This is a genomic window from Pseudomonas sp. (genome assembly GCF_035512415.1).
Taxonomy (GTDB): domain Bacteria; phylum Pseudomonadota; class Gammaproteobacteria; order Pseudomonadales; family Pseudomonadaceae; genus Aquipseudomonas.
Genome location: NZ_DATKDZ010000043.1, coordinates 1 through 24,203 on the forward strand (window position 1 = coordinate 1; position 24,203 = coordinate 24,203).

Consider the following 24,203-nt stretch of genomic DNA (forward strand, 5'->3'; position numbering starts at 1 on the left):
CAATTCGCCTTTTTCGATCTGATCGACAACCGCCAATTTAAAGGCCAGCGAGTAATCGCGCTGTGTTCGCTTTACACCTTGTTCCATCAGGATCTCCGGAAATTCGGGATGGGAGGTGTAAACCTTATTCAGGACGGGACACGCGCAATAAAAAAGGCCGCTTAGTTAAGCGGCCTTTCTTTGTTTACGGGTTAAGCGATCAATCGTCGCCGCCCATGATGCCGAAGATCTGCAGCAGGCTGACAAACAGGTTGTAGATCGATACATACAGGCTGATGGTCGCCATGATGTAGTTGCGCTCGCCACCGTGGATGATCGCGCTGGTCTGGAACAGGATGCAGGCCGAGGAGAACAGCACGAAGCCGGCGCTGATCGCCAGTTGCAGGCCGCTGATCTGGAAGAAGAAGCCAGCCACCATGGCACCGATCAGAACGAAGAAGCCTGCAGTGATAAAGCCACTGAGAAAGCTCATGTCCTTGCGGGTGGTCAGTACATAGGCCGACAGGCCGCAGAACACCAATGCTGTCATGGCGAATGCCGAGCTGACTACTTCAGCGCCGTTGGCCATGCCCATATAACGGTTGAGGATCGGGCCCAGGGTGTAACCCATGAAGCCGGTCAGGGCGAGGGTGGAAACCAGGCCCCATGGCGAGTTGCGCAGTTTGGCAGTGAGGAAGAACAGGCCGTAAAAGCCGATCAGCACCACGAAGATATTCGGATAAGGCACGTTGGCGCGCTGCGCCATAAAGGCAACCAGACCGCTGAAAGCCAAGGTGATGGCCAGCAAGCCGTAAGTGTTGCGCAGGACGCGGCTGACTTCTTGCTGCTCGACCTGCGTATGGTCGAGGGCATAATTGTGATCGTTCATGGCGACACTCCTGTAGAGGCTAGATGGTTCCGTGACCAAGGTCGAAGGGGATCATAACAGAGCCACGCAAACTGCCAAGACGCAGAGTTTGACAGTGTGTTGCGTTCCGGTAAGATTGCCGCCCGCACTAACGCCGGAAGCGTGGCAGAGCGGTTGAATGCAACGGTCTTGAAAACCGTCGAAGGGGAAACTCTTCCGTGAGTTCGAATCTCACCGCTTCCGCCATTTTCCTCTGGGCGTCCTGCAAGCGCATTTTGGCGTTTGCTTTTTGACGGTCATGCGCCAAGCTTGGTCAAATAACGCAAATCTGATTTGATCAGCATTTCAACAAGGCCGCTGTCTGGGTGGCCTGACGCACAATGGGGTGTCGCTTGATTAGGGTGCTAGTAGTCGATGACCACGATCTGGTTCGCACAGGCATCACGCGCATGCTTGCCGACATTGAAGGCTTGCTGGTCGTAGGCCAGGCCGAATCCGGTGAAGAGTCCCTGCACAAAGCCCGCGAACTGAAGCCCGATGTCGTCCTGATGGACATCAAGATGCCCGGCATCGGCGGTCTCGAAGCCACCCGCAAACTGATCCGCAGCCACCCCGACCTCAAGGTCGTGGCCGTGACCGTGTGTGAAGAAGATCCTTTTCCTACCCGCTTGCTGCAGGCCGGTGCCGCCGGCTACCTGACCAAGGGCGCAGCGCTGGAGGAAATGGTCCAGGCAATCCGTATGGTGTTCAGTGGCCAGCGTTATATCAGCCCGCAGATCGCCCAGCAGCTGGCGCTCAAGTCGTTTCAGCCGCAGAACAACAATTCGCCATTCGACCTGCTGTCCGAGCGCGAGATCCAGATCGCCTTGATGATTGCCGGCTGCCAGAAGGTGCAGAGCATCTCGGACAAGCTGTGCCTGTCGCCAAAAACCGTGAACACCTACCGCTACCGCATCTTCGAAAAGCTGTCGATTACCAGTGATGTGGAGTTGGCACTGTTGGCGGTGCGCCATGGCATGATCGATGCCGGCAGCTGAAACCGGCGCGGCTTTCGACTCAAGCGCTTTTCTCGCCACCTGCAGTGGCCGCCCCGGCGTCTACCGCATGTTCGATGTGGATGCCCGGCTGCTCTATGTCGGCAAAGCCAAAAACCTGAAAAAGCGCCTGGCCAGCTACTTCCGCAAGACCGGCCTGGCCCCCAAGACTGCCGCCCTGGTGGGCAAGATCGCTCAGGTCGAAACCACCATCACCGCCAACGAAACCGAGGCGCTGCTGCTTGAGCAGACGCTGATCAAGGAATGGCGGCCGCCCTACAACATCCTGCTGCGCGACGATAAGTCCTATCCCTATGTGTTTCTTTCGGATGGCGATTATCCGCGCCTGAGCATCCATCGCGGGGCGAAAAAGCCGAAGGGCCGCTATTTCGGCCCCTATCCCAGCGCCGGGGCGATCCGCGAAAGCCTCAACCTGTTGCAGAAGGCCTTTCTGGTGCGCCAATGCGAGGACAGCTTCTTCAAAAACCGCACCCGGCCTTGCCTGCAGTACCAGATCAAACGCTGCAAGGGCCCCTGTGTCGACCTGGTGACGCCTGAGGAATATGCCGAGGATGTACGCCACTCGGTGATGTTCCTCGAAGGCCGCAGCAATGCCCTGAGCGATGAGCTGTCCAGCGGTATGCAGCAGGCCGCTATGGCCCTGGATTTCGAGCGCGCCGCCGAACTGCGCGACCAGATATCCCTGCTGCGCCGGGTGCAGGATCAGCAGAGCATGGAAGGCGGCAGCGGCGACGTCGATGTGGTCGCGGCCATGGTCAATCCGGGCGGTGCCTGCGTGCACCTGATCAGTGTGCGTGGCGGGCGGGTGCTGGGCAGCAAGAACTTCTTCCCGCAGGTGGCCATTGAGGAGGAGGGCAGTGATGTATTGCTGGCCTTCCTCGCCCAGTATTACCTGAGCAGTCAGGAGCGCGACCTGCCCAGCGAGCTGATCGTCAATGCCCAGCACGAAGACTTCCCCACCCTGATCTCGGCTATCGAGGAGATGCGCGGTCGCCAGTTGAGTATCAGCTATCGCGTGCGCGGCACCCGGGCGCGCTGGCAGCAGTTGGCGGTAACCAATGCCGAGCAGGCCCTGGGCGCGCGCCTGGCCGATCGCCAGCATGTGGCCGCGCGTTTCGAGGCCCTGGCCGAGGCGCTGGACATGGATGAAGTGCCGCAGCGCCTGGAGTGTTTCGATATCAGCCACTCCAGCGGTGAAGCCACGGTGGCCTCCTGCGTGGTGTTCGGCCCGGAAGGCCCGCTGAAATCCGATTACCGCCGCTACAACATCGAAGGCGTGACGGCGGGCGATGACTACGCCGCCATGCACCAGGCGCTGACTCGGCGCTTCAGCAGGGTCAAGGAGGGCGAAGGCAAGTTGCCCGATATCCTCCTGGTCGACGGCGGCAAGGGCCAGCTGGCCATGGCCCGTACGGTGCTCGAAGAACTGGCAGTGCCCGAGCTGATTCTGCTCGGCGTGGCCAAGGGCACCACCCGCAAGCCGGGGCTGGAAACCCTCTACCTGAATGACGCCGCCCATGAATTCACCCTACCGGGCAATTCGCCCGCGCTGCACCTGATCCAGCAGATTCGTGACGAATCACACCGCTTTGCCATTACCGGCCATCGCGCCCGGCGCGGTAAAGCGCGGCGTACATCCAGCCTGGAGGAGGTTGCCGGGGTAGGGCCAAAGCGCCGCCGTGAGCTGCTCAACCACTTTGGCGGCCTGCAGGAACTGACCCGCGCCAGTAGCGAAGAAATCGCCAAAGCGCCAGGTATCAGTAAAAAGCTTGCAGAGCTGATTTATGCCGCACTGCACAGCGAGTAGAATGCCTGCTCACTTTGCAGCCTAGTTGTGCCGATGAATATCCCCAACCTGCTAACCGTGCTCCGCGTTCTGCTGATTCCCTGCTTTATTCTGCTGTTTTATCTGCCCTTCAGCTGGAGCTATTGGGCGGCCAGCGGAGTATTTGCCTGTGCCGCCGCAACTGACTGGCTGGACGGCTATCTGGCGCGTCGGCTTGAACAAAGCACGCCATTCGGGGCCTTTCTCGACCCGGTGGCCGACAAATTGATGGTGGCCGTAGCCCTGGTGCTGCTGGTGGCGGAACACACCAACCTCTGGCTGACCCTGCCGGCGGTGATCATTATCGGCCGTGAAATCGTGGTATCGGCCTTGCGCGAGTGGATGGCCGAACTGGGCGCTCGGGCCCATGTCGCCGTCTCCAATCTGGCCAAATGGAAAACCGCGGCGCAGATGGTTGCGCTGATCGTCCTGCTGGCCAACCCGCCGACATTTACCGCCTGGGTGATCCTTGGCTATGTGTTGTTGGTGATCTCCGCCGTGCTGACCCTGTGGTCGATGGTGCAGTATCTGATGGCGGCCTGGCCGCACCTCAGCCCAGTTGCCGAAAAGAAATAAGTTTTTTGAATCAAGGGGTTGACGCGGCGTTCCGAAGCTATAGAATGGCGGCCGTCAGTACGACAAGCGGGAATAGCTCAGTTGGTAGAGCACGACCTTGCCAAGGTCGGGGTCGCGAGTTCGAGTCTCGTTTCCCGCTCCAATTTTAACGGGCCGTTTAAACGGCCCGTTTAGTTTCAAGGCTGAGTAGCAGAGTGGTTATGCACCGGATTGCAAATCCGTGAACGCCGGTTCGATTCCGACCTCAGCCTCCAATTAGAAAAGCCTCGTAGATCCATGATTTACGAGGCTTTTTCATTTTAAGGTACGCGGCTTGCAGCTCGCCCATGGGCTGTATATAGTCCAGACCTCGCAAGTTGAGCCGCTGACGGCAACAGCCGCTAGCCAACAAGTGACAACGCGCCAAGCGCCCCGATGGTGAAATTGGTAAACACAGCAGACTTAAAATCTGCCGACCGCAAGGTCTTGCCGGTTCGATTCCGGCTCGGGGCACCACCTTTCCTCGCTACAACTCCCTCGCCTTAAGTACGCTGTCACGCGCCTGTCGCGTCAGTGTCATATGCCTGCCACCTGTTTTAGCTGCAATCGCTGCAACTCATCTGGAGGTGTGGCGATGCGAATTTGCGTGATCGGAGCCGGGTATGTCGGGCTGGTATCGGCGGTCTGTTTTGCCGAAATGGGTAACCGGGTGATCTGCGTGGAGCAGGATGCCGCGCGGGTCGCCGGCCTGGCTGACGGTCAGGTGCCCATCTACGAGCCCGGGCTGGAAACGATGCTCAGGGCCCATCTTGCCAGCGGTCAGTTGAGCTTTACCGAGCATCTGGCGCTGGGCGTCGCCCAGGCGGAGATCGTTTTTATCGCCGTGGGCACGCCAAGCGGGGAGGATGGTTCGGCGGATCTGTCCCATGTGCTCGCCGTGGCCGATGCCCTGGGGGCCAGCTTGCAGCGCAGTTGTATCGTGGTCGACAAGTCCACGGTGCCGGTCGGTACCGGGGAGCGGGTCGCGCAGCGGATCAATAATGGCCTGCGTAAACGTGGCCAGTCGTGCAAGGTCAGCGTGGCCAGCAACCCGGAGTTCCTCAAGGAGGGCTCGGCCATCGATGACTTTATGCGTCCGGACCGGGTCATCATCGGCTGCGACGAGCCGGAGGCCGCTGAGGTGCTGCGCCGTCTGTATGCGCCGTTTTTGCGCAACCACGAACGCCTGCTGTGCATGAGCCTGCGCGCCGCGGAGTTCAGCAAGTACGCCGCCAATGCCTTTCTCGCCACCAAGATTTCCTTTATCAACGAAATGGCCAGCCTGTGTGCACGCCTGGACGTCGATATCGAGGAGGTGCGCCGCGGCATCGGCAGTGACAAACGCATCGGCACGCATTTTATCTACGCTGGTTGCGGTTATGGCGGTTCCTGTTTCCCCAAGGATGTGCGGGCGTTGATCCGCACTGCCGAGCAGGAAGGCATTGAACCTGGCATCCTGCGCGCAGTCGAAGCTCGTAACGCGCTACAGAAGACGTTGTTGTTCCAGGCGTTACGTGAGCATTTTTCCGGTTACTGGCAAGGGCGGGTCGTGGCGCTTTGGGGCTTGGCTTTCAAGCCAGGCACCGATGATCTGCGCGAAGCGCCCAGCCTGGTTTTGCTCAATGCCTTGTTGGCAGTTGGCGTAACCGTTCAGGCCTGCGACCCGGTTGCCACAACGGCTCTGGCAGAACGTTATAGTCAGGCGATCGATAGCGGTCAGCTGCGCCTGAGTACATCGCCGTATACCGTCGTTGAAGGGGCGGATGCACTGGTGTTGGTTACTGAATGGAAGCAGTTCCGTCAGCCTGACTTTGTACGAGTACGCGGTTTGATGCGTATGCCTGTGCTGTTTGACGGGCGCAATATCTACGATGCTGCGCACTTGGCTGAGCTGGGTTTTCTTTATCGAGGTATTGGCCGGCCTGCCCAGGGGCATTGTAAGGCCAGTGCAGCCTGATAAACTGCGCACGCAATTTTCACCCATTTACCTAAGGTTCCCAATGATCAAAAAATGCTTGTTCCCTGCAGCCGGTTACGGCACTCGCTTTCTGCCCGCCACCAAGGCGATGCCCAAGGAAATGCTGCCGATCGTGAACAAGCCGCTGATCCAGTACGGCGTTGAAGAGGCGTTGGAAGCCGGGTTGACGGAAATTGCCATGATCACCGGGCGCGGCAAGCGTGCCCTGGAAGACCATTTCGATATCAGCTATGAACTCGAACATCAGATCCGCGATACCGATAAGGAAAAATACCTGAGCGGGATCCGCCGTCTGATCGATGAATGCAGCTTTTCCTACACCCGCCAGGTCGAAATGAAAGGCCTGGGTCATGCCATTCTTTGCGGTCGTCCCCTGATTGGTGATGAAGCCTTTGCCGTGGTGCTGGCCGATGACTTGTGCCTGAACCTGGCCGGCGACGGCGTGCTGACTCAGATGGTCAAGCTGTACAAGCAGTTCCGCTGCTCGATCGTGGCCATCCAGGAAGTGCCGCCGGAAGAAACCCACAAGTACGGGGTAATTTCTGGCGAAATGATCCGGGAAGACATCTACCGGGTTAACAGCATGGTCGAGAAGCCCCAGCCTGAAGATGCGCCTTCGAACCTGGCCATTATCGGCCGTTATATCCTGACGCCGGATATCTTCGAACTGATCGAGCAGACCGAACCCGGCAAGGGCGGCGAAATCCAGATCACCGATGCCTTGATGAAGCAGGCGCAGAACGGCTGCGTCATGGCCTACAAATTCAAGGGCCAGCGCTTCGACTGCGGCGGTGCGGAAGGCTATATCGATGCCACCAACTTCTGTTTCGAGAACCTCTACAAGCCAGGCAAGGCTTACTGAGGCGGTAAGCCGTACGCCTTGAGTTGTAAGTGAGATGAATAGCAAAGCCACCGCGAGGTGGCTTTGTCGTTTTTGCTTGCCGTTTGCACGCGCCGGTCAAGGAATCGGCATCGCCTCAGAGCCCGGGCCAAGCGGCTGGCCGTAGCTGAACTCGACATAATTACCTGATGGATCACGCAGCCCGCAGTAATAGCCGACCGGATAGGGCTCGTCACGCGGGGCCCAGATCAGACAACCCGCAGCCTGGGCTTTGGCGGCAATGGCATCGACCTGCTCGCGGCTGGCCACGGCGAAGCCGAAGTGGCTGTAGTCATCGGCCGCCAGCGCGCGGTCCTGCCCGCCGGGCATGATCACGAAGATAAATTCATGCTCCTTGCCGGGTTCGGCCATCCAGACAATCCGTGAGCCCTTGCCGGCGCGCTGGTGAATCACCGCCATGCCGCAGAACTCGCGGTAGAAGGCCACGCAGGCATCTAGGTCGGGGACGTGCAACGCCAGGTGGGTGAGGGTCGGACGCATAAGGCTGCTCCTTGAGGGTACTTTGCAAGCGTAGTCCGAGGGCGGGGCTCGGGGTGATTGGGTTATGCTTGCGGCCTGTTCTGGAGGCTTGTGATGACCTACGATTTCGACCTGTTTGTAATCGGTGCTGGCTCCGGCGGCGTACGCGCGGCCCGCTTTGCCGCGGGCTACGGTGCCCGCGTGGCGGTGGCCGAGAGCCGCTATCTGGGCGGCACCTGCGTCAACGTCGGCTGCGTGCCGAAAAAGCTGCTGGTGTACGGTGCCCACTTCGCCGAAGACTTCGAACAGGCCCAGGGGTTTGGCTGGTCGCTGGATCAGGCGCAGTTCGACTGGCCGACCCTGATTGCCAACAAGAACCGCGAAATCGAGCGCCTCAACGGTATCTACCGCAACCTGCTGGTCAATAGTGGGGTGACCCTGCTGGAAGGCCACGCCCGTCTGCTTGATGGGCACAGCGTTGAACTGGGCGGCAAGCGTTACAGCGCCAAGCATATCCTCATCGCCACCGGCGGCTGGCCTCATGTCCCGGATATTCCCGGCCGCGAGCATGCCATCGACTCGAACCAGGCATTCTTTCTCGCACAACTGCCCAAGCGCGTGCTGGTGGTGGGCGGCGGTTATATTGCCGTGGAGTTCGCCTCGATCTTTAACGGCCTGGGCGCGCAGACCTCCTTGCTCTACCGGGGTGAGCTGTTCCTGCGCGGCTTCGATGGCGCGGTGCGCCAGCACCTGCGTGAAGAACTGAGCAAGCGCGGCCTCGACCTGCAGTTCAACAGCGATATCACCCGCATCGACAAGCAGGCCGATGGCAGCCTGCTGGCAACGCTCAAGGATGGCCGCGTACTGGCAACCGACTGTGTGTTCTACGCCACCGGCCGGCGGCCGATGCTGGATAACCTCGGCCTGGAAAACACCGAGGTGCAACTGGACGAGCGCGGCTATATCAAGGTCGATGAGCAGTACCAGAGCACGGCACCCTCGATCATGGCCATCGGCGATGTGATCGGCCGGGTACAGCTGACCCCGGTGGCCCTGGCCGAAGGCATGGCCGTGGCGCGGCGGCTGTTCAAGCCGGAGGAGTACCGCAAGGTCGATTACCAGATGATCCCTACGGCGGTATTCAGTCTGCCGAATATTGGCACCGTAGGCTTGAGCGAGGAGCAGGCCAGGGAAGAGGGCCACCGCGTCGTGGTTTTCGAAAGCCGTTTCCGGCCGATGAAACTGACGCTGACCGACAGCCAGGAACGTACGCTGATGAAGCTGGTGGTGGATGCCGACAGCGACCGGGTGCTGGGTTGCCATATGGTCGGCCCGGAGGCGGGGGAAATCGTCCAGGGCCTGGCCATTGCCCTGAAAGCCGGGGCAACCAAGCGGATGTTCGACGAAACCATCGGCGTGCACCCAACGGCGGCCGAGGAATTCGTCACCATGCGTACCCCGGTCGAGTCCTGAGGACGCCATGGCAGAACTCTTCTACCTCGCCGACCTGTTCGGCGTTGCGGTATTTGCCATTACCGGTGCGCTGATGGCCGGACGCAAATCCATGGACCTGTTCGGCGTGCTGGTGATTGCCATCATCACCGCGCTGGGCGGCGGCACCCTGCGCGATGTAATCCTGGACAACCACCCGGTCAGCTGGATTCTCAACGACCTCTATATCCTAGTGGCCTCTCTGGCGGCCATCGGCACGGTGATCTGGGTGCGCCTGACCCAGCCCATTCATGAGAAAGGCCTGCTGCTGGCGGATGCCTTCGGTCTGGCGGTGTTTACCGTGATCGGCACCGAAGTGGCACTGCAGCATGCCGTGCCCTATAGCACGGCGGTGATCATGGGGGTGATGACCGGCGTGGCCGGCGGGGTGATGCGCGATGTGATCTGCAACGAGATTCCGCTGATCTTCCAGAAGGAAATCTACGCCACCGCCTGCATTGCCGGAGCCCTGATGTTTATCGGCCTGCGCGAGCTGGGCACTCCGCATTGGCTGGATACCGGGGTGTCCATGCTGACAGTGCTGCTGATCCGCCTGGCGGCTATTCGCTGGCACGTATCTCTGCCTCGGTTTCACCTGCTGGACAGGGACTGATGATCGAACGTCGCCGTTGTCCCATCGAATCGGCGTATTTCCGCGGTCGGACGGTAACCTGAGCAAGGTTAGCCGTTATTCAGTTTCGCTCGCCAACGTCTGATGGCTTAGATCACTGCCGCCTATCCAGGCGGCCCTTACCGACATCGTATCTGTACAGGCGCTTCTATCTATAGCCTGGGCCGGGTTGCGTTTTGGCCACAGCAAAACTGTCGATGGCGGCAAACTGGACGCCATCAACAGCTGAGCTAGGGTACAAGTATGAGAGCCTGAGATCGCAACGACAGGGATGCATCTATGGATAGATACGTGGTGCTGCCCTTCTGGCTGGCCGGGCAGCACTTTGCAGTTGCGCTCGAGAATGTCGTACGGGTATTGCCGGCATTGCTTAGTACACCCTTGCCCGGTGCGCCGCCAACTGTGCGCGGGCTGGTCAATGTGCAGGGCCATGTGTTGCCGGTGATCGATCTGGCCCGGCGCTTCGATTGGCCCTCGGCCCCGACGACCTTGTGGCAACCCTTTATCTGGCTGCAAACCAGCAAACGTCAACTGCTGCTACCGGTGGAAAAGGTCGCTGCGGTATGCAGTTGCGTCGCCAGCGATTTTTCCCCGGCCCCCGATCCCCATGTGCCATCCAGTCTGCTCCAGGGCGTGCTGCGCAGTGCGGAGGGCATGCTGTTGATTCAGGATGTCGAGCAACTGCTCTGCGCCGCCGAGGAAAGCCAGCTGGACGCCGCCTTGGCCGAGCAGAGAGGTGGCCCCGATGCCAGGGTCTAAGCCGTCCTGTTCGGCCCCGCTACTGGATGTGCTGGTGCACAAGGTTCACCAGCACCTGGGCATGGACTTCTCCGCGCCGCGCAGCGCCGAACTGCTGCGTCGCCTGCAGTTGCTGGCAGTCGAGCAGGAGCTCAGTGACCCGGCGGCCTGGTTGCAGGCGCTGGCCTTTACCGAGTGGGATGCCGCGCTGATACAAAGCCTGGTACCGGCCTTCAGTGTTGGTGAAACCTATTTTCGGCGCGACCCGGAAACCTTCGACTGGCTGGCCCAACACCATCTGGCCGGCGTGCTGGCGCGCCGCCGGCAGAGCGGGCAACGCAGCCTGCGCCTGTGGAGTGCCGGCTGCTGCACCGGCGAAGAGGCCTATAGCCTGCTGTTTCTGCTCGATGAGTTGCTGGGCGAGGAGCGCGATAGCTGGACGGTGGAACTGGTCGCCAGCGATATCAGTGCGCAATTTCTCGCCCGGGCCGAGCAGGCCCTGTATGGCAGCAACGCCTTTCGCCGCAACGAAAGCGCCTTCCGCCAGCGCTACTTCCAGGCCGAAGGCCGCCTGTGGCAGGTTCGCCCGGCCTGGCGCGGACGCATCCGCTTTCGCCAGTTCAACCTTATCGATGAAGGCCAGGATTGCCTGCTGCCGGAGGCCGATCTGATCCTGTGTCGCAATGTGCTGATGTATTTTTCGCCAACGCGTGCCGCGGCGGTGGTCAAGCGTCTGCTTGGCTGCCTGAATGACGAGGGGTTGCTACTGCTCGGCGCAGTCGAAGCCGGCATCGCCACCCAGGCGGGGCTGACGGGTAGCTGGGCGGGCTGCAATTACGCCCTGAATCGCCACGCCGGGCGGGCAACCGCGGCCGTTCCGCCCATGGCGGCGCTAACCACTGCCGTGAGTCAGGCAGAGCCAGCCCCCCATAGCACTCGCCATAAGCGCGAAGATGCACCGGCACCCGTGCAGCCGGCCACGCGCCAGGCCGTCCCCGCCGAGGAGCACTGGCAGCAGGCCCAACAAGCCCTGGCTGCCGGCCTTTATCCAGCGGCCCGGGCAGCCCTGTTGGCCTATCTGGCTTGCGCCGGCCTGAGCCGCGGACAACAGCACCAGGCCTGCCTGCTGGCCGCGCGCAGCTGGGCCGATCAGCAGTGCCTCGACGAGGCCCGCGACTGGTTGCAGCGGGCCCTGCAACTGCAGGCCGACTCGGTTCCCGCCTATTGGCTGCAGGCTCAGTTGGCGCAGCACAGCGGTGATGATGCGGCCGCGCTGCAGGCTTTGCACAAGGCCCTATACCTGCAGCCCGAATTTATCCTCGGCTACTTTCTCCAGGCCCGCCTGCTGGTCGCCCAGGGCCGTACCCAGGCTGCCGCCAAGGCGCTGCGGGTTTGCCAGCAGTTATTGCTGCAGCAGAGCGGCGATAGCCTGGTGCCCCTGGGCGATGGCATGAGTTGCGGACAATTGCTGCTTGTGTGCCAACAACTGCAGGAGGTCGCGCCGTCATGTCCGAGCCGATAGACACCAGCGGGCGTTGGGATCAGCTGCGTGAGCGCCTAGGCGAGCTTGAACGCCGCCTGGGCGAAGGTAGCGATATAAGCACCAGCGAGTTGAACAAGCGGTTGGCCGCCCGTACCCGCCAATGGGCCGGGGCCGCGCAGCCGGCGGAGCTTGGCGAGCAGCTCGATGTGCTTCGTTTCAGTTTGAGTGACGAGCTGTATGCCATTGGCAGTGAGCATGTCGCCCAGGTGCTGCCACTCAACCAGTACACGCCCTTGCCCAGTACCCCGGCCTATGTGCTGGGCATCGTCAATGTGCGTGGGCGCATCGTATCGGTGCTGGATTTGCGGGTGTTGTTCGAGTTACCCCACGGCAGCCTGTCGGACCGCAGCTTTTTGCTGATTTTGCACAGCGCGGACATGGAGTTCGGCTTGTTGATCGACCGCGTGCTTGGGGTGGCCACGATCAGCTGCGCCAACCTGCAGAAGGACCTGCCCAACCTGAGCGGGGTGCGCGCGCGCTACCTGCTTGGGGTGACAACAGAACAATGCACGGTGCTGGACGGCGCACGCCTGCTGGGCGACCCGGACCTGCGCGTTATGGTTGAGTAATCGCACAGTAGAGAGGGACACGGATGATGCTCAGGATTCTGCGATTCAATATAGGTAGCAAGTTGCTCCTGGCGTTCGCCCTGCTGATTCTGGGCTTTGGCGGGCTGCTATTCACCACCCTGGAGCGCTTTGTCGAGTTGCAAGCCCGCGAGGAGAGCCAGTTTCAGCGTAACTACGAGCGGATCTCCGCGGTCAAGGAGCTGCGTATCAATATCGCCGCCCAGCGCAGCGAGTTGCTTCTGGCGATCAACCCGGGAACCAGGGGCGAGCTGGACGAACGCGAGGAGCAGATTCGCCAGCACAGTGCCGACAATGAGCGCCTGATCAAGCAGCTGCGCCAGACGGCCAGCGGCGATCCGCAGGCCGGTGAGCTGCTTGAGCAATTGTTTGACGTGCGCAACGCCCTGGCGAATACCCGCGCCACGCAACTGCAGCTGATCCGTAACGAGCAACTGGAAGAAGCGCTGCAGCTGAACCGGGGTGTGCAATTGGAGCGCTTCGAGGCGATTCATGCGCTTGGCCTGCAGCTGGCCACACTGACCGAACAACGTATTAGCGAAACCCAGGAGGCATCACGCCAGGGCCTCGAGGCCCTGCGCGAGCGCATCCGCAATCTGAGCCTGCTGTTGGTGGGCGTGAGCGCCGTGCTGGCCTGGCTGCTGAGCCGGCATATCGCCCTGCCTCTGGCTCGTCTGACCGGTCTGGCCGAGCAGATTGGCCGTGGCGAGATTCCGCGTGAGGTCAGTAGCAGCCCGCGCCAGGACGAAGTGGGACGGCTGGCCCAGGCGTTCGGGCTGATGAGCCAGTACCTGCGTGAACTGGTGCAGGAGATGAATGAGGGCATCTCGGTGCTGGCCAGTTCCAGCGAGGAGATTCTGGCCGCCACCAGCCAGGTGGCCAGCAGCACCCAGGAAACCGCCACGGCCATCAGCGAGATCGCCACCACAGTGGCAGAGGTCAAGCAGACCGCGGTGCTGGCGGGCAGCAAATCGCAGGGGGTCAGCGAAAGCGCCGCGCGCACCCGGAAAATCGCCCAGGACGGCCGACAGGCGGTGGAAGAAGCGTTGAGCGGCATGCAGCAGATCCGCGAGCAGATGCAGGCGGTGGCCGAAAGCATCATGCGCCTGGGCGAGCAGAGCCAGGCCATTGGCGAGATAGTCGCCTCGGTCGGCGACCTGGCCGAGCAATCCAACCTGCTGGGGGTCAATGCCTCGATCGAGGCGGTCAAGGCCGGCGAAACCGGCAAGGGTTTCTCGGTGGTGGCGCAGGAGGTCAAGGCCCTGGCTGAGCAGTCGAAACAGGCCACTGCCCAGGTGCGCGGCATTCTCGGCGAGATCCAGAAGGCCATGACCAAGGCGGTGCTGCTGGCCGAGCAGGGCAGCAAGACGGTGGAGGTCGGCTACCAGCGCGCCCAGGCCAGCGGCGAGGCGATTCGTAGCCTGAGCAGCAATATCGAGGAATCCAGCGAGATGGCGCTGCAGATCGCGGTGACCAGCCAGCAGCAGATGGTTGGCATGGACCAGGTCGCCAGTGCCATGGAAAGCATTCGCCAGGCCAGCCAGGACAATGTCGGCGGTACCCGCCAGGTCGACCTGGCGGCGCGCAATCTTCATCAGCTGGGCCTGAAACTCAAGGGCCTGGCGGCCCGCTTCCGGCTCTGAACCAAGCACTGGCGGGTCTGCCAACAAGAGCAGAACCGCCGCCAGGAGAAAAACGATGATGAGCAAACTGGCCAACCTGAGTATCAGCAGCAAGTTGTTGTTGGCTTTCTCCCTGTTGATTGCAGGTTTCGCCGCCATGCTGCTGTTCAGCCTGCAGCGTTTCGTGCAATTGCAGGAAATTGAAGCAGCGGACTTCACCCGCCGTTATGAACGGGTCAATGAGGTCAAGGATCTGGTGATCAATATCCAGGCCCAGCGCATTGCCTTGCAATTGGCCATGGACAGTGACGGTGCGGCGCAGCGCGAGTATCTGGCGGATATTCATCGTCGTAGCCAGGCCAATGAGCGCCTGCTGGAAGAACTCAGCCGCAATCGCATTACGGACAACGAGGTCCGGGTATTGGTCGAGCAGTTGCAGAAGCTGTACGCCGCCTATAACCAAAGCCGCGACAGCGATGTTATCCCCCTGTTGCGCAGCGGCCAGGGCGAGGAAGCCCGCCGCCTGTTCAGCGGTATCCAGAATGAACGGGTGGAGCAGATCGCGGGCCTGAGCGAACAACTCTCCGCACTGACCATTGCGCGGGTGCAGCAGGGCCTGGAGAAAACCACCCAGGAGCTGCAGCAGCAACGCAGGCAACTGCTGCAAGTGGGGTTGCTGTTGGCGGTACTGGCCAGCCTCTTCGGTTGGTGGCTGAGCCGGCATATCGCGCAGCCGCTGGTGCGCCTGACCGGTTGGGCCGAGCGTATCAGCCGTGGCGAGATCCCCCGCGATATGAGCACCACCGCGCGCCAGGACGAGGTCGGCCGTTTGGGCCAGGCCTTTACCCGTATGGGCCTGTATCTGCAGGACCTGGTCCGCAAGGCCGAGGGGCTGGCCGACGGTCAGCTGCAGGTCGACCTGCAAGGGGTGGCCGAGAGCGATGTGCTGGGCAGCGCCTTTGCCACCATGGTGGATAACCTGCGCGAACTGGTGCAGGAAATGAATGACGGCATCTCGGTGCTGGCCAGTTCCAGCGAGGAGATTCTGGCCGCCACCAGCCAGGTGGCCAGCAGCACCCAGGAAACCGCCACGGCCATCAGCGAGATCGCCACTACGGTGGCGGAGGTCAAGCAGACCGCAGTGCTGGCGGGCAGCAAATCCCAGGGGGTCAGCGAAAGCGCCGCACGCACCCGGCAGGTCGCACAGACGGGTCGCCAAGCGGTGGACGAGGCCCTGAGCGGTATGCAGCAGATCCGCGAGCAGATGCAGGCGGTGGCCGAGAGCATCATGCGCCTAGGCGAGCAGAGCCAGGCCATCGGCGAGATAGTCGCCTCGGTCGGCGATCTGGCCGAGCAATCCAATCTGCTGGGGGTCAATGCCTCGATCGAGGCGGTCAAGGCGGGCGAAACCGGCAAGGGTTTCTCGGTGGTGGCCCAGGAGGTCAAGATCCTGGCCGAGCAGTCGAAACAGGCCACGGCCCAGGTGCGCGGCATTCTCGGCGAGATCCAGAAGGCCATGACCAAGGCGGTGCTGCTGGCCGAGCAAGGCAGCAAGACGGTGGAAGTCGGTTACCTGCGCGCCCAGGCCAGTGGCGAGGCGATTCGCACCCTGAGCAGCAATATCGAGGAGTCCAGCGAGATGGCGCTGCAGATCGCCGTGACCAGCCAGCAGCAGATGGTTGGCATGGACCAGGTCGCCACCGCCATGGAAAGCATCCGCCAAGCCAGCCAGGACAATGTCGGCGGCACCCGTCAGGTCGACCTGGCGGCGCGCAACCTCCACCAGCTGGGCTTGAAGCTAAAGAGCCTGGCGGGACGGTTCAAATTGTGAGCATGCCATGAGCCTGGATCGTGAGGCCCTGCAGCGGCAACTGTTGGCCAGCTTCAAGCTGGAGGCCGACGAGCGCCTGGCGACCCTCGCCGACCAACTGGCTGGCTGGCGCGAGTCCGCCGCCTCGGCCGAGGCCGTTGAGTCGCTGTTTCGTGAAGTACACAGCATCAAGGGCGCGGCCCGGGCCGTGGGCCTGGGTGCCATGGAGCAGCTTTGCCATGCCTGGGAAAGCCTGCTCGCCGCGGTGCGCAGCGGCGGGCTGGAGCTGAGTGCCGAGCGGGTCGAGTTGTGCCGCCATGCCCTGGGTATGCTGCAACAGTTGCACGCCGGCCCAGCACCTGATGCCGTAACCCAGGCCGAACTGATCGAGAGCCTGGAGGCGGCCGCCAATGGCGCACCGGTGCAATTGCCCGAGCAGCCGCCGGCTCCTGTGTTGCCACGCACCGAAGCGGGTACGGTCCGGGTTTCGACCCAGCGCCTGGATGCCCTGTTGTTTCACAGCGAAAGCCTGTTGCAACACCGGCTCGAGGCGCAATCGCTGAGCCGCAGCCTGGGCGAACATGTACAGGCCTGCGCGCCGCAGCAGGGTCGGCTGATCAGCCCCGGAGCTCTGGAGCAATTGCGCGGCAGCCTGGCGACGCTGCCCACGGCGAGCCAGGGCGGGCTCAAACTGTTGTTCGACTATCTGGACTGGAGCCAGGCCCAGTTCGACCGCCTGCATTTTGCCGCGGTGCAGCTAGATAAAGCCGGCAAGCACCTGGCGCAGGGGCTGACGCAACTTTCCGCGGGCCTGACCGATGAGCTGCAGAGCACGCTGCTGCTGGCCGGCAGCCATTTGGTCGAAGGCTTGCCGGCGATGGTTCAGGACCTGGCCAGCCAGGCCGGTAAACGGGTCGATCTGCAGGTGCGCGGCAGCCATCTGCAGATCGACAAGCGCATCCTCGATGAACTGCGTGCGCCGCTTACCCATCTACTGCGCAATGCCCTCGACCATGGTCTGGAAACCCCGCAGCAACGCATCGCCTGTGGCAAACCGGAGCTCGGCCAGCTGCAACTGGAGTTGCTTCAGGAGTCGGCGGACCGCTTCGAACTGCGGATCAGCGACGATGGCCGCGGCCTGGACCTCGCGCAACTCAAGGCCAAGGCGGTAAGCACCGGCCTGCTGGGCCTGGAGCAGGCCGAGGCGCTTGGTGATGCGGAGGCCGCCAAGCTGGTGTTCAGCTCCGGTCTGAGTACCAGCGCCATGATCACCGACCTGTCTGGCCGCGGCCTGGGCATGGCCATCGTGCAGGAGGTGGTCGAGCGTCTGGGCGGGCGCATCGACCTGGAATCCACTGCGGGGCAGGGCTGTTGTTTCCACCTGCACCTGCCCCTCAGTCTGTCAACTTTTCGCGCGGTGATCGTGCGCATCGGCGAACGCACCTTCGCCGTTCCGGCCCTGGCGGTGGAGCGTTGTCTGCGCTTGCCGGCCGCGGCGCTGAAGAACCTGGAAAACCGCCCCACGGTGGTGTTTCAGCAGCAAGTGCTGGCGGTCTGGTCCCTGGCGGAGGTGCTCGGTCTTGGCAGCCAGGCCCGCGACGCCAGCAAGCTGACCCTGTTGCTGCTCAAAGTGCGCGGTGAACGCTTTGTCCTGTTGGTGGACGAACTGCTTGGCGATCAGGAAATCACCGTGAAAAACCTCGGCAAACAACTGCTGCGGGTACGCAACTTGCTGGGGGCAACCCTGCTCGGCGATGGTCAGCTGGTGCCCATTCTGCACCCCGGCGATCTCTACCGTAGCGCCCAGGAGACCCGCGTCAGCGCCCTGGCCCAGAGCGCCGAGGCGAGTTCCGGCACTTCGCGGCAGCGCCTGTTGATCGCCGAGGATTCCTTCACCTCGCGCGGGCTGCTCAAGGCCATACTCGAAGCCGCAGGCTATCAGGTGGCCACCGCCAACGATGGCCTGGAAGCCTGGAATGCCCTGAAACAGGCGCAGTTCGACCTGCTGGTGTCCGATGTCGAGATGCCGCGCATGGATGGTTTTACCCTGACCAGCCGGATTCGCGCTGACCGCGAACTGGACAGCTTGCCGGTGGTGCTGGTGACGGCCCTGGGCACAGCGGAAGACCGGGCCAGGGGGCTGGAGGCCGGGGCCAATGCTTATCTGGTGAAAAGCGGTTTCGAGCAGGACAGCTTGCTCGATGCCATTCGGCGACTGATCTGAGAGGGGGGAGCACAACCATGCGTGTACTGATAGTCGATGATTCGCCGGTGCTGCGCTTGCTGCTGCGTTCGGTCTGCGAAGACGCCGGCTTCGAGGTGTGCACGGCCGACAGCGGTGAGCAGGCGCTGACGCTGCTGGAGAGCTACACCCCGGATATCGTGACCATGGACGTGCATATGCCTGGTATCGACGGCTACGAAACCACGGGGCGGATTCTTGAGCGCTATGCCTTGCCGGTGGTGGTGCTGACCGCCAGTGCCAATGCCAATGATGCGGTCACCGCCATGCGCGCACTGGCTGTGGGCGCGTTGGCCGTGGTGGAAAAGCCCCGCGGGCTCAATGCGCCGGATTTCGAACAGCGCATTGATGAGCTATTACGTACGCTGCGCAGCCTGGCCCAGATCAAGGTGGTGCGCCGGCCTCGCCCGGCGGCGCAGCCGCAGAAGACCTCGCCAGTACCCAAGCCGATACTCCAGGCCGCCCCGCGGCTGGTCGCCATCGGGGCTTCGGCGGGCGGTCCGGTGGCGCTGAAAAGCCTGTTGCAGGGGTTACAGCAGGTTCCACCCTGGCCCATGGTATTGGTGCAGCACATCAGCACGGGCTTTCTGCCCAGTTTCTGTCAGTGGCTGGCTAGCCTGGTGTCGTTTTCGGTGCAGATCGCCGAGGATGGCCAGCTGCTGCAGCCCGGAGTGCTCTATCTGGCACCCGATGGCAAGCAGCTTGGGGTAAATGCGGAGCCGCGCGTACAGTTGCAGGAGGGCACGGCCCAGCAGCAGTTCTGTCCGTCGATCGACCATCTGTTCAATTCCGTGGCGCGGCGGCTGGGCAACCGCGCCATTGGTATCCAGCTGTCCGGCATGGGCCGCGACGGTGCTGTGGGCCTGGCCGAACTGCGCCGCCAGGGTGCGCTGACCCTGGTGCAGGAACCCGGCAGCGCGGTCATCGATTCGATGCCGCGAGCTGCCATCGATATGCAGGCCGCCTGCCAGATTCTTGGCCCGGAACAGATTGCCGCTACGCTCAATGCGCTGGCTCGGCAAGAGGCCACAGAACAGGCGGGTAAAGGAGGAGGTGCGTCATGTACGACCACGCTGAAATCCTGATAGTCGAGGACAGCCCGACGCAGGCAACCGAACTGCAGTACCTGCTGGAAGCCTCTGGTTGCCAGGTACGCATTGCCCGTAATGGTGTCGAAGCCCTGGCCAAAGTCGCCGAACGCCGGCCGACCATCGTTATCAGCGATATCGTCATGCCGGAAATGGATGGCTACGAACTCTGCCGGCAACTGAAGAGCAACGAACTTACGGCCAACATCCCGGTGATTCTGGTGACCCACCTGGCCGACGCCCGCGATGTGGTGCACGGCCTGGCCTCGGGGGCGGACAACTTTATCGTCAAGCCGTACGACGAGAAGTATCTGATGTCGCGCATCCGCTACTTTCTGGTCAACCTTGAGCTGCGCAGCCATGAGCGCGTGCAGATGGGCGTGGAGGTAATGCTGGAGGGCGAGCGGCACTTTATTACCGCCGGCCGCCAGCAGATCCTCGATCTGTTGATTTCCACCTACGAGCAGGGCGTGCGCCTGAATCACGAACTGCAGTCCAAACACGACGAGTTGGCCCGGAGCAACACGCTGCTCAATTGCCTGTTCCACTTCACCAGCGGCCTGACCGATGCCAAGACCGAACAGCATGTAATAGATGCGGCGCTCAAGCGCATCCTGGAGTTTCCCGAGGCGGTGGCGGCCTGGCTGTTGTTGACCGATACCGACCAGGCAGAAGAGTCGGCACGCCTGGCTGGGGCCAGCGGCCGCGGCGCGGACTACAGCCTCGAACGGCTGAGCGCCTGTACCGACAACTGCCCGTGCCGGCATGCCTGGCTTAGCGATCATCTGGCTACACCCAGCAATATCAGCGCCTGCCCGGCCCTGGCCCAGCAGGCGGGCGAGGGCTGCCATGCCAGTATCCCGTTGCTGCTGGGTCGCGAGATTGTCGGCATGCTCAATGTAGTCAGACGCAACAGCCAGCCCTGGGCCGAAGAGCCGCTCATGGCCCTGGCTTCCATCGGTCGCCAGCTGGCCATGGCCCTGGGCCGGGCGCGATTGTTCGAAAGCATGGAGGAGCTGGTGGAGCAACGCACCCGGGCGCTGGGCCAGAGTGAGGCGCTGTTGCGCAAGATTCTCGACAGCCTGCCGGTGGGCGTTCTGGTCGCCGATCGCAACGGCCGGCTGATCATGAGCAACCCCGAAAGCGGGCTGATCTGGGCCGGCAAGCATCCCACCGAGCTGGTCGACTACCCGCGCTACCAGGGCTTCTGGGCCGACAACGGCCAGGCTCTGGCAACCGAGGACTGGCCGCTGGTGCGGGCGGTTCAGCAAGGCAAAACGACGCGCAACAAGGTAATCGACATCGAAGCCTTCGACGGTACCGACAAGACCATCCTCAATTCGGCCGTGCCCTTTGTAGACGAACAGGGGGTGCGGCAGGGGGCCATCGCGGTGCTTCAGGACGTCACCGAACAGCGCCGCCGCGACCTGGAGATCCGCATTCGCACCCGCGCCGTGGAGGCCAGCGTCAACGCCATCGTCATCACCGACAACGAACAGCCAGACCAGCCTATCGTCTACGTCAACCCTGCCTTCGAGCGCATCACTGGCTATCGCCGCGATGAAGTCGAAGGGCGCAACTGCCGCTTTCTGCAAGGCACCGACACCGACCAGCCCGCCCTGGAGCATATCCGCCGGGCGCTGCGGGCCCAAGAGGAGGGCGGTGCGCTGCTGTGCAACTACCGCAAGGACGGTTCGGCGTTCTGGAATGACCTGAAAGTCGCCCCGGTGATCAACGACCGCGGCAAGGTCAGCCACTTTGTCGGCATTCTTCACGACATCACCGAGGGCAAGCGCTATCAGGAAGAACTGGAGCACCAGGCCAACCACGACGGCTTGACCGGCTTGCCGAACCGCAACCTGCTCAACGACCGTCTTCGCCAGGCGATTGCCTTCGCCAGCCGCAGCGGTGCCCAGTTCACCCTGGTGTTTATGGATCTGGATCACTTCAAGGTGATCAACGACAGCCTCGGCCACAATGCCGGCGACCAGCTGCTGGTGCAGGTCGCCGAACGCCTGCAGCGCAGCAGACGGGAAGTCGACACCGTGGCGCGCCTGGGGGGCGATGAGTTCGTCATCCTGATGGTCGATCGCGACCAGCGCATCGGTTGGCTGGAACAGTTGCAAAAGCTGCAACAGCTGATCGCCGAGCCGTTGCTGCTCGACGATCAGGAACTGGTGGTCAGCTGCAGCATCGGCTTCTGCCGCTTCCCCGATGACGGCACCGACGTCGTCACCCTGCTGCGCAATGCCGATACCGCCATGTATCAGGCCAAGCACCAGGGGCGTAATCGCATCTGCGCCTTCACCCCGCAAATGAATGAAAAGATGCAGCGGCGCCTGCAACTGGAGCGGGAAATTCGTCAGGCCCTACAGAACAGCGAGTACTGCCTGGTGTATCAACCGCAGCTTGATCTGCTCAGCGGCCGTCTGTGCGGTTTTGAGGCGCTGGTGCGCTGGCAGCACGAGGGCAAGCTGGTGCCGCCCGACGAATTTATTCCACTGGCCGAGGAAACCGGCCAGATCGTCGGCATCGACAACTACGTGTTCGACGCCGTGTGCCGTCAGCTGCAAGCTTGGAAAGACCTGATGACGGGCCTGAGCATCGCGGTTAACTTCTCCGCGATCAGCTTTATGGAGACCGACTTTATCGACCGAGTGCAGAAAACCATGGCGCGTTACGGGGTGGCACCGGCCAGCCTCAAGCTGGAAGTGACCGAAACCATGCTGATGACCAACACCGATGAGGTGTTTTTGAAGATGCAGGCACTCAGCGCCATCGGTATTCGGTTCTCCATCGACGATTTCGGCACTGGCTATTCATCCCTGGGCTATCTGAAGCGCTTCCCCTTCAGTGAATTGAAGATCGACCGCAGCTTCGTCACCGATGTGCACCTGGAGCCCGACAGCGCGTCCCTGGTGCGCTCGATGATTTCCATCGGCCATAACCTGGGCATTAAGGTGATCGCCGAAGGGGTGGAAACCGCCGAGCAACTGGGCTTTCTGCGCCGCGCCGGCTGTGACGAGCTGCAGGGTTACTACTATTCGCCGCCTCTGCCGCCCCCGGCCTGCCTGGCCTTGCTCCAGGGCGGGGCGGAGTTGCACCTGCCGGACAACATCATCGAGGTTCAGGAGCGCTATCTGCTGTTGATCGACGATGAACCGAGCATCCTCGCGGCCGTGCAGCGCGAACTGCGCCTGGAAAACTACCGCATCCTCACCGCCGCAAGTGATGCTGATGCACTGCCAATACTGGCGACTTATCCGGTGGATGTGGTGCTGACCGATATACGCATGGCCAGCATGAGCGGGGTGGACTTTCTGCGTCGGCTCAAGACCCTTTATCCAGAAGTCATCCGTATGGTGCTAAGCGGTTCCAGCGAGGTAGGTGCCATCCTCCAGGCCGTCAACGAAGGGGTGGTCTACCGATTTATCACCAAGCCCTGGGCTGTCGACGACCTGCGCGAACAGGTGCGCGAGGCTTTCAAACAGCGTGAACTGCAACAGGATAACCAGCGCATGCGCGAGCAGCTGTTGAGTCTGCAGCACAGCCTGCCTGGCGGCGCTCGGTGATATGAACGAGTGCGCCGTATTGGCCGGCGACGCTCGAAGACCTTATCAAGCTGGGCCGGCCGCAGCGGCCGGCCCAGCAACCCCTCAGCCCTGGGGCGTTCTGCTGCGGTACTCGGTTGTGGTTATGCCGGCATAGCCCCAGTTATCGGTGTCGACTTCCTCGATCACGATATGGGTGAGATCCGGGCGTTTGTTCAGCACGCGCTCCAGGGTCTCGGTGATTTCCCGGATGACCTGGGCTTTCTGCTCGCGGGTTACGCCATCACGGGTGATACGAACGTTAACAAAAGGCATGGTATTGCTCCTGCGTTGGGGAGGGCTGGGGAGGGCTGGGGAGGCTGTGTGGCACTTCCCCAGGAAGGTGATCGTTGTATTTAGTTCAGTAGGGCTACCACTTACCGGCGCTCATGCCACCGTCCACCGGCAGAACGACGCCAGTGGTGAAGTGGGCGTTGGCCAGATAGAGCACCGCATCGGCGATTTCGCTGACCTGTCCCATCCGCCCGGCCGGTTGCAGACCATTGAGGAAGCCGTGGGTGGCCGGGTCGTGCATCGGGGTTTCGATGATTCCCGGCGCCACGGCGTTGACCTGGATATTGTGCGGCGACAGCTCCAGGGCGAGCGCGCGGGTGAACTGGTTCAGCCCGCCCTTGATCAGCACCGGCAATGCCGCCGGCACCGCCAGGTTGGGCTGCAGCGCGATCGCGGCGGTGATGTTGATGATGCGTCCCTGCTTGCGCCCGATCATATGGGCCGCCGCCACCTGGGAAGCGTAGATCACCCCCTTGAGATTGGTTTGCAGAAGGTTCTCGATATCCTCCGGGCTGTACTCGACGAAGGGCTTTGGCAGAAAGAAACCCGCATTGTTGATCAGCACATCAACCTGGCCGAAGGCCTCGATACCCGCCTGAAAGATGCGTTCGGCGGTTTGCGGCGTGGCGATATCGCCTGTCACACCGATAAAGCCCTGTGGATTGCCGAGTGCGGCGCTGGCCTCGGCCAGGCCCACCTCGGAGCGGGCATTGCCTATCACGTTGAAGCCGCTGGCGAGGAAGGCCTTGACCAGGCCGAGACCGATGCCGCTGGAGGCACCGGTGATAGCAACGGTTCTGCGAGTGCTCATGGAGTTCTCCTGAAAGGATTGAAGGCTTTCTCAGCGCAAGTAAGCGAGTGGTGCGCTGTTGGGATGGACTATATTTTTGCTTGATGTGCTGATAAAT

The 24,203-nt window shown here is 62.0% G+C and carries 19 protein-coding genes and 4 tRNA genes; 19 read left to right on the forward strand and 4 right to left on the reverse strand.

The annotated features are described in order from the left end of the window. Nucleotides 1-199 precede the first annotated feature (199 nt). Nucleotides 200-868 carry a Bax inhibitor-1/YccA family protein gene (locus VMP31_RS21275; protein ID WP_325509699.1) on the reverse strand — a complete coding sequence of 223 codons (669 nt, stop codon included), beginning with the start codon at nt 866-868 and terminating at the stop codon, nt 200-202. Nucleotides 869-1,003: 135 nt separating this feature from the next. Here VMP31_RS21275 and VMP31_RS21280 point away from each other — a divergent pair. The 9 genes from VMP31_RS21280 (at nt 1,004) to galU (ending at nt 7,161) form a co-directional block, all read left to right on the forward strand. Then, nucleotides 1,004-1,093 (forward strand) — tRNA-Ser (locus VMP31_RS21280). Between the two features lie 146 nt (nt 1,094-1,239). Continuing rightward, nucleotides 1,240-1,884 (forward strand): response regulator transcription factor GacA, encoded by a 645-nt coding sequence (gene gacA, locus VMP31_RS21285; protein ID WP_325509700.1) that lies wholly within the window; start codon nt 1,240-1,242, stop codon nt 1,882-1,884. Then, nucleotides 1,871-3,709, forward strand: coding sequence for an excinuclease ABC subunit UvrC (gene uvrC, locus VMP31_RS21290; protein WP_325509701.1), 1,839 nt, complete (start codon nt 1,871-1,873; stop codon nt 3,707-3,709). The genes gacA and uvrC overlap by 14 nt, the downstream gene beginning before the upstream one ends. Before the next feature lie 33 nt (nt 3,710-3,742). Further along, on the forward strand, nt 3,743-4,303 hold the full coding sequence (pgsA, locus tag VMP31_RS21295) for a CDP-diacylglycerol--glycerol-3-phosphate 3-phosphatidyltransferase (protein WP_325509702.1): 561 nt from the start codon (nt 3,743-3,745) through the stop codon (nt 4,301-4,303). A gap of 66 nt (nt 4,304-4,369) precedes the next feature. Then, a tRNA-Gly gene (locus tag VMP31_RS21300) sits at nt 4,370-4,445 on the forward strand. A 38-nt stretch (nt 4,446-4,483) separates the two neighbouring features. Next, nucleotides 4,484-4,557, forward strand: a tRNA-Cys gene (locus VMP31_RS21305). Nucleotides 4,558-4,711: 154 nt separating this feature from the next. Next, a tRNA-Leu gene (locus VMP31_RS21310) sits at nt 4,712-4,798 on the forward strand. Between the two features lie 118 nt (nt 4,799-4,916). Next, nucleotides 4,917-6,278, forward strand: coding sequence for a UDP-glucose/GDP-mannose dehydrogenase family protein (locus tag VMP31_RS21315; RefSeq protein ID WP_325509703.1), 1,362 nt, complete (start codon nt 4,917-4,919; stop codon nt 6,276-6,278). A 43-nt stretch (nt 6,279-6,321) separates the two neighbouring features. Continuing rightward, entirely contained in the window at nt 6,322-7,161 is an 840-nt protein-coding gene (galU, locus tag VMP31_RS21320) for a UTP--glucose-1-phosphate uridylyltransferase GalU (protein WP_325509704.1), read from the forward strand. 96 nt (nt 7,162-7,257) lie between these two features. Here the strand turns inward: galU and VMP31_RS21325 are convergent, their stop codons facing one another. Next, complete coding sequence (locus tag VMP31_RS21325; RefSeq protein WP_325509705.1) at nt 7,258-7,680, reverse strand: VOC family protein; 423 nt, start codon at nt 7,678-7,680, stop codon at nt 7,258-7,260. Between the two features lie 93 nt (nt 7,681-7,773). Between VMP31_RS21325 and gorA the strand changes: the two genes are divergently transcribed. The 10 genes from gorA (at nt 7,774) to VMP31_RS21375 (ending at nt 22,983) form a co-directional block, all read left to right on the forward strand. After that, nucleotides 7,774-9,132, forward strand: coding sequence for a glutathione-disulfide reductase (gorA, locus tag VMP31_RS21330; RefSeq protein WP_325509706.1), 1,359 nt, complete (start codon nt 7,774-7,776; stop codon nt 9,130-9,132). Between the two features lie 7 nt (nt 9,133-9,139). Beyond that, a complete protein-coding gene (locus VMP31_RS21335; RefSeq protein WP_325509707.1) occupies nt 9,140-9,763 on the forward strand; it encodes a trimeric intracellular cation channel family protein in 624 nt (207 codons plus the stop codon). A 297-nt stretch (nt 9,764-10,060) separates the two neighbouring features. Then, nucleotides 10,061-10,540 carry a chemotaxis protein CheW gene (locus VMP31_RS21340; protein ID WP_325509708.1) on the forward strand — a complete coding sequence of 160 codons (480 nt, stop codon included), beginning with the start codon at nt 10,061-10,063 and terminating at the stop codon, nt 10,538-10,540. After that, the gene (locus VMP31_RS21345) at nt 10,527-12,041 is read left to right on the forward strand and encodes a CheR family methyltransferase (protein ID WP_325509709.1); all 1,515 of its coding nucleotides are present in this window, start codon (nt 10,527-10,529) and stop codon (nt 12,039-12,041) included. Before VMP31_RS21340 ends, VMP31_RS21345 begins: the two co-directional genes overlap by 14 nt. Beyond that, nucleotides 12,026-12,631: a chemotaxis protein CheW gene (locus VMP31_RS21350; RefSeq protein ID WP_325509710.1), complete on the forward strand. Its 606-nt coding sequence runs from the start codon at nt 12,026-12,028 to the stop codon at nt 12,629-12,631. Before VMP31_RS21345 ends, VMP31_RS21350 begins: the two co-directional genes overlap by 16 nt. Nucleotides 12,632-12,657: 26 nt before the next feature. Continuing rightward, nucleotides 12,658-14,292 carry a methyl-accepting chemotaxis protein gene (locus VMP31_RS21355; protein WP_325509711.1) on the forward strand — a complete coding sequence of 545 codons (1,635 nt, stop codon included), beginning with the start codon at nt 12,658-12,660 and terminating at the stop codon, nt 14,290-14,292. A 55-nt stretch (nt 14,293-14,347) separates the two neighbouring features. Further along, nucleotides 14,348-16,102 (forward strand): methyl-accepting chemotaxis protein, encoded by a 1,755-nt coding sequence (locus tag VMP31_RS21360; RefSeq protein ID WP_325509712.1) that lies wholly within the window; start codon nt 14,348-14,350, stop codon nt 16,100-16,102. A gap of 7 nt (nt 16,103-16,109) precedes the next feature. After that, nucleotides 16,110-18,305: a hybrid sensor histidine kinase/response regulator gene (locus VMP31_RS21365; protein WP_325509713.1), complete on the forward strand. Its 2,196-nt coding sequence runs from the start codon at nt 16,110-16,112 to the stop codon at nt 18,303-18,305. A 17-nt stretch (nt 18,306-18,322) separates the two neighbouring features. Then, on the forward strand, nt 18,323-19,408 hold the full coding sequence (locus tag VMP31_RS21370; RefSeq protein WP_325509714.1) for a chemotaxis protein CheB: 1,086 nt from the start codon (nt 18,323-18,325) through the stop codon (nt 19,406-19,408). Then, the gene (locus VMP31_RS21375) at nt 19,384-22,983 is read left to right on the forward strand and encodes an EAL domain-containing protein (protein WP_325509715.1); all 3,600 of its coding nucleotides are present in this window, start codon (nt 19,384-19,386) and stop codon (nt 22,981-22,983) included. Before VMP31_RS21370 ends, VMP31_RS21375 begins: the two co-directional genes overlap by 25 nt. Nucleotides 22,984-23,067: 84 nt before the next feature. On the opposite strand, the gene VMP31_RS21380 is transcribed toward VMP31_RS21375, so the two are convergent. Together VMP31_RS21380 and VMP31_RS21385 are read right to left on the reverse strand one after the other, a co-directional pair. Next, on the reverse strand, nt 23,068-23,277 hold the full coding sequence (locus tag VMP31_RS21380) for a 4-oxalocrotonate tautomerase family protein (protein WP_325509716.1): 210 nt from the start codon (nt 23,275-23,277) through the stop codon (nt 23,068-23,070). A gap of 94 nt (nt 23,278-23,371) precedes the next feature. After that, nucleotides 23,372-24,106: an SDR family oxidoreductase gene (locus VMP31_RS21385; protein ID WP_325509717.1), complete on the reverse strand. Its 735-nt coding sequence runs from the start codon at nt 24,104-24,106 to the stop codon at nt 23,372-23,374. Nucleotides 24,107-24,203 lie beyond the last annotated feature (97 nt).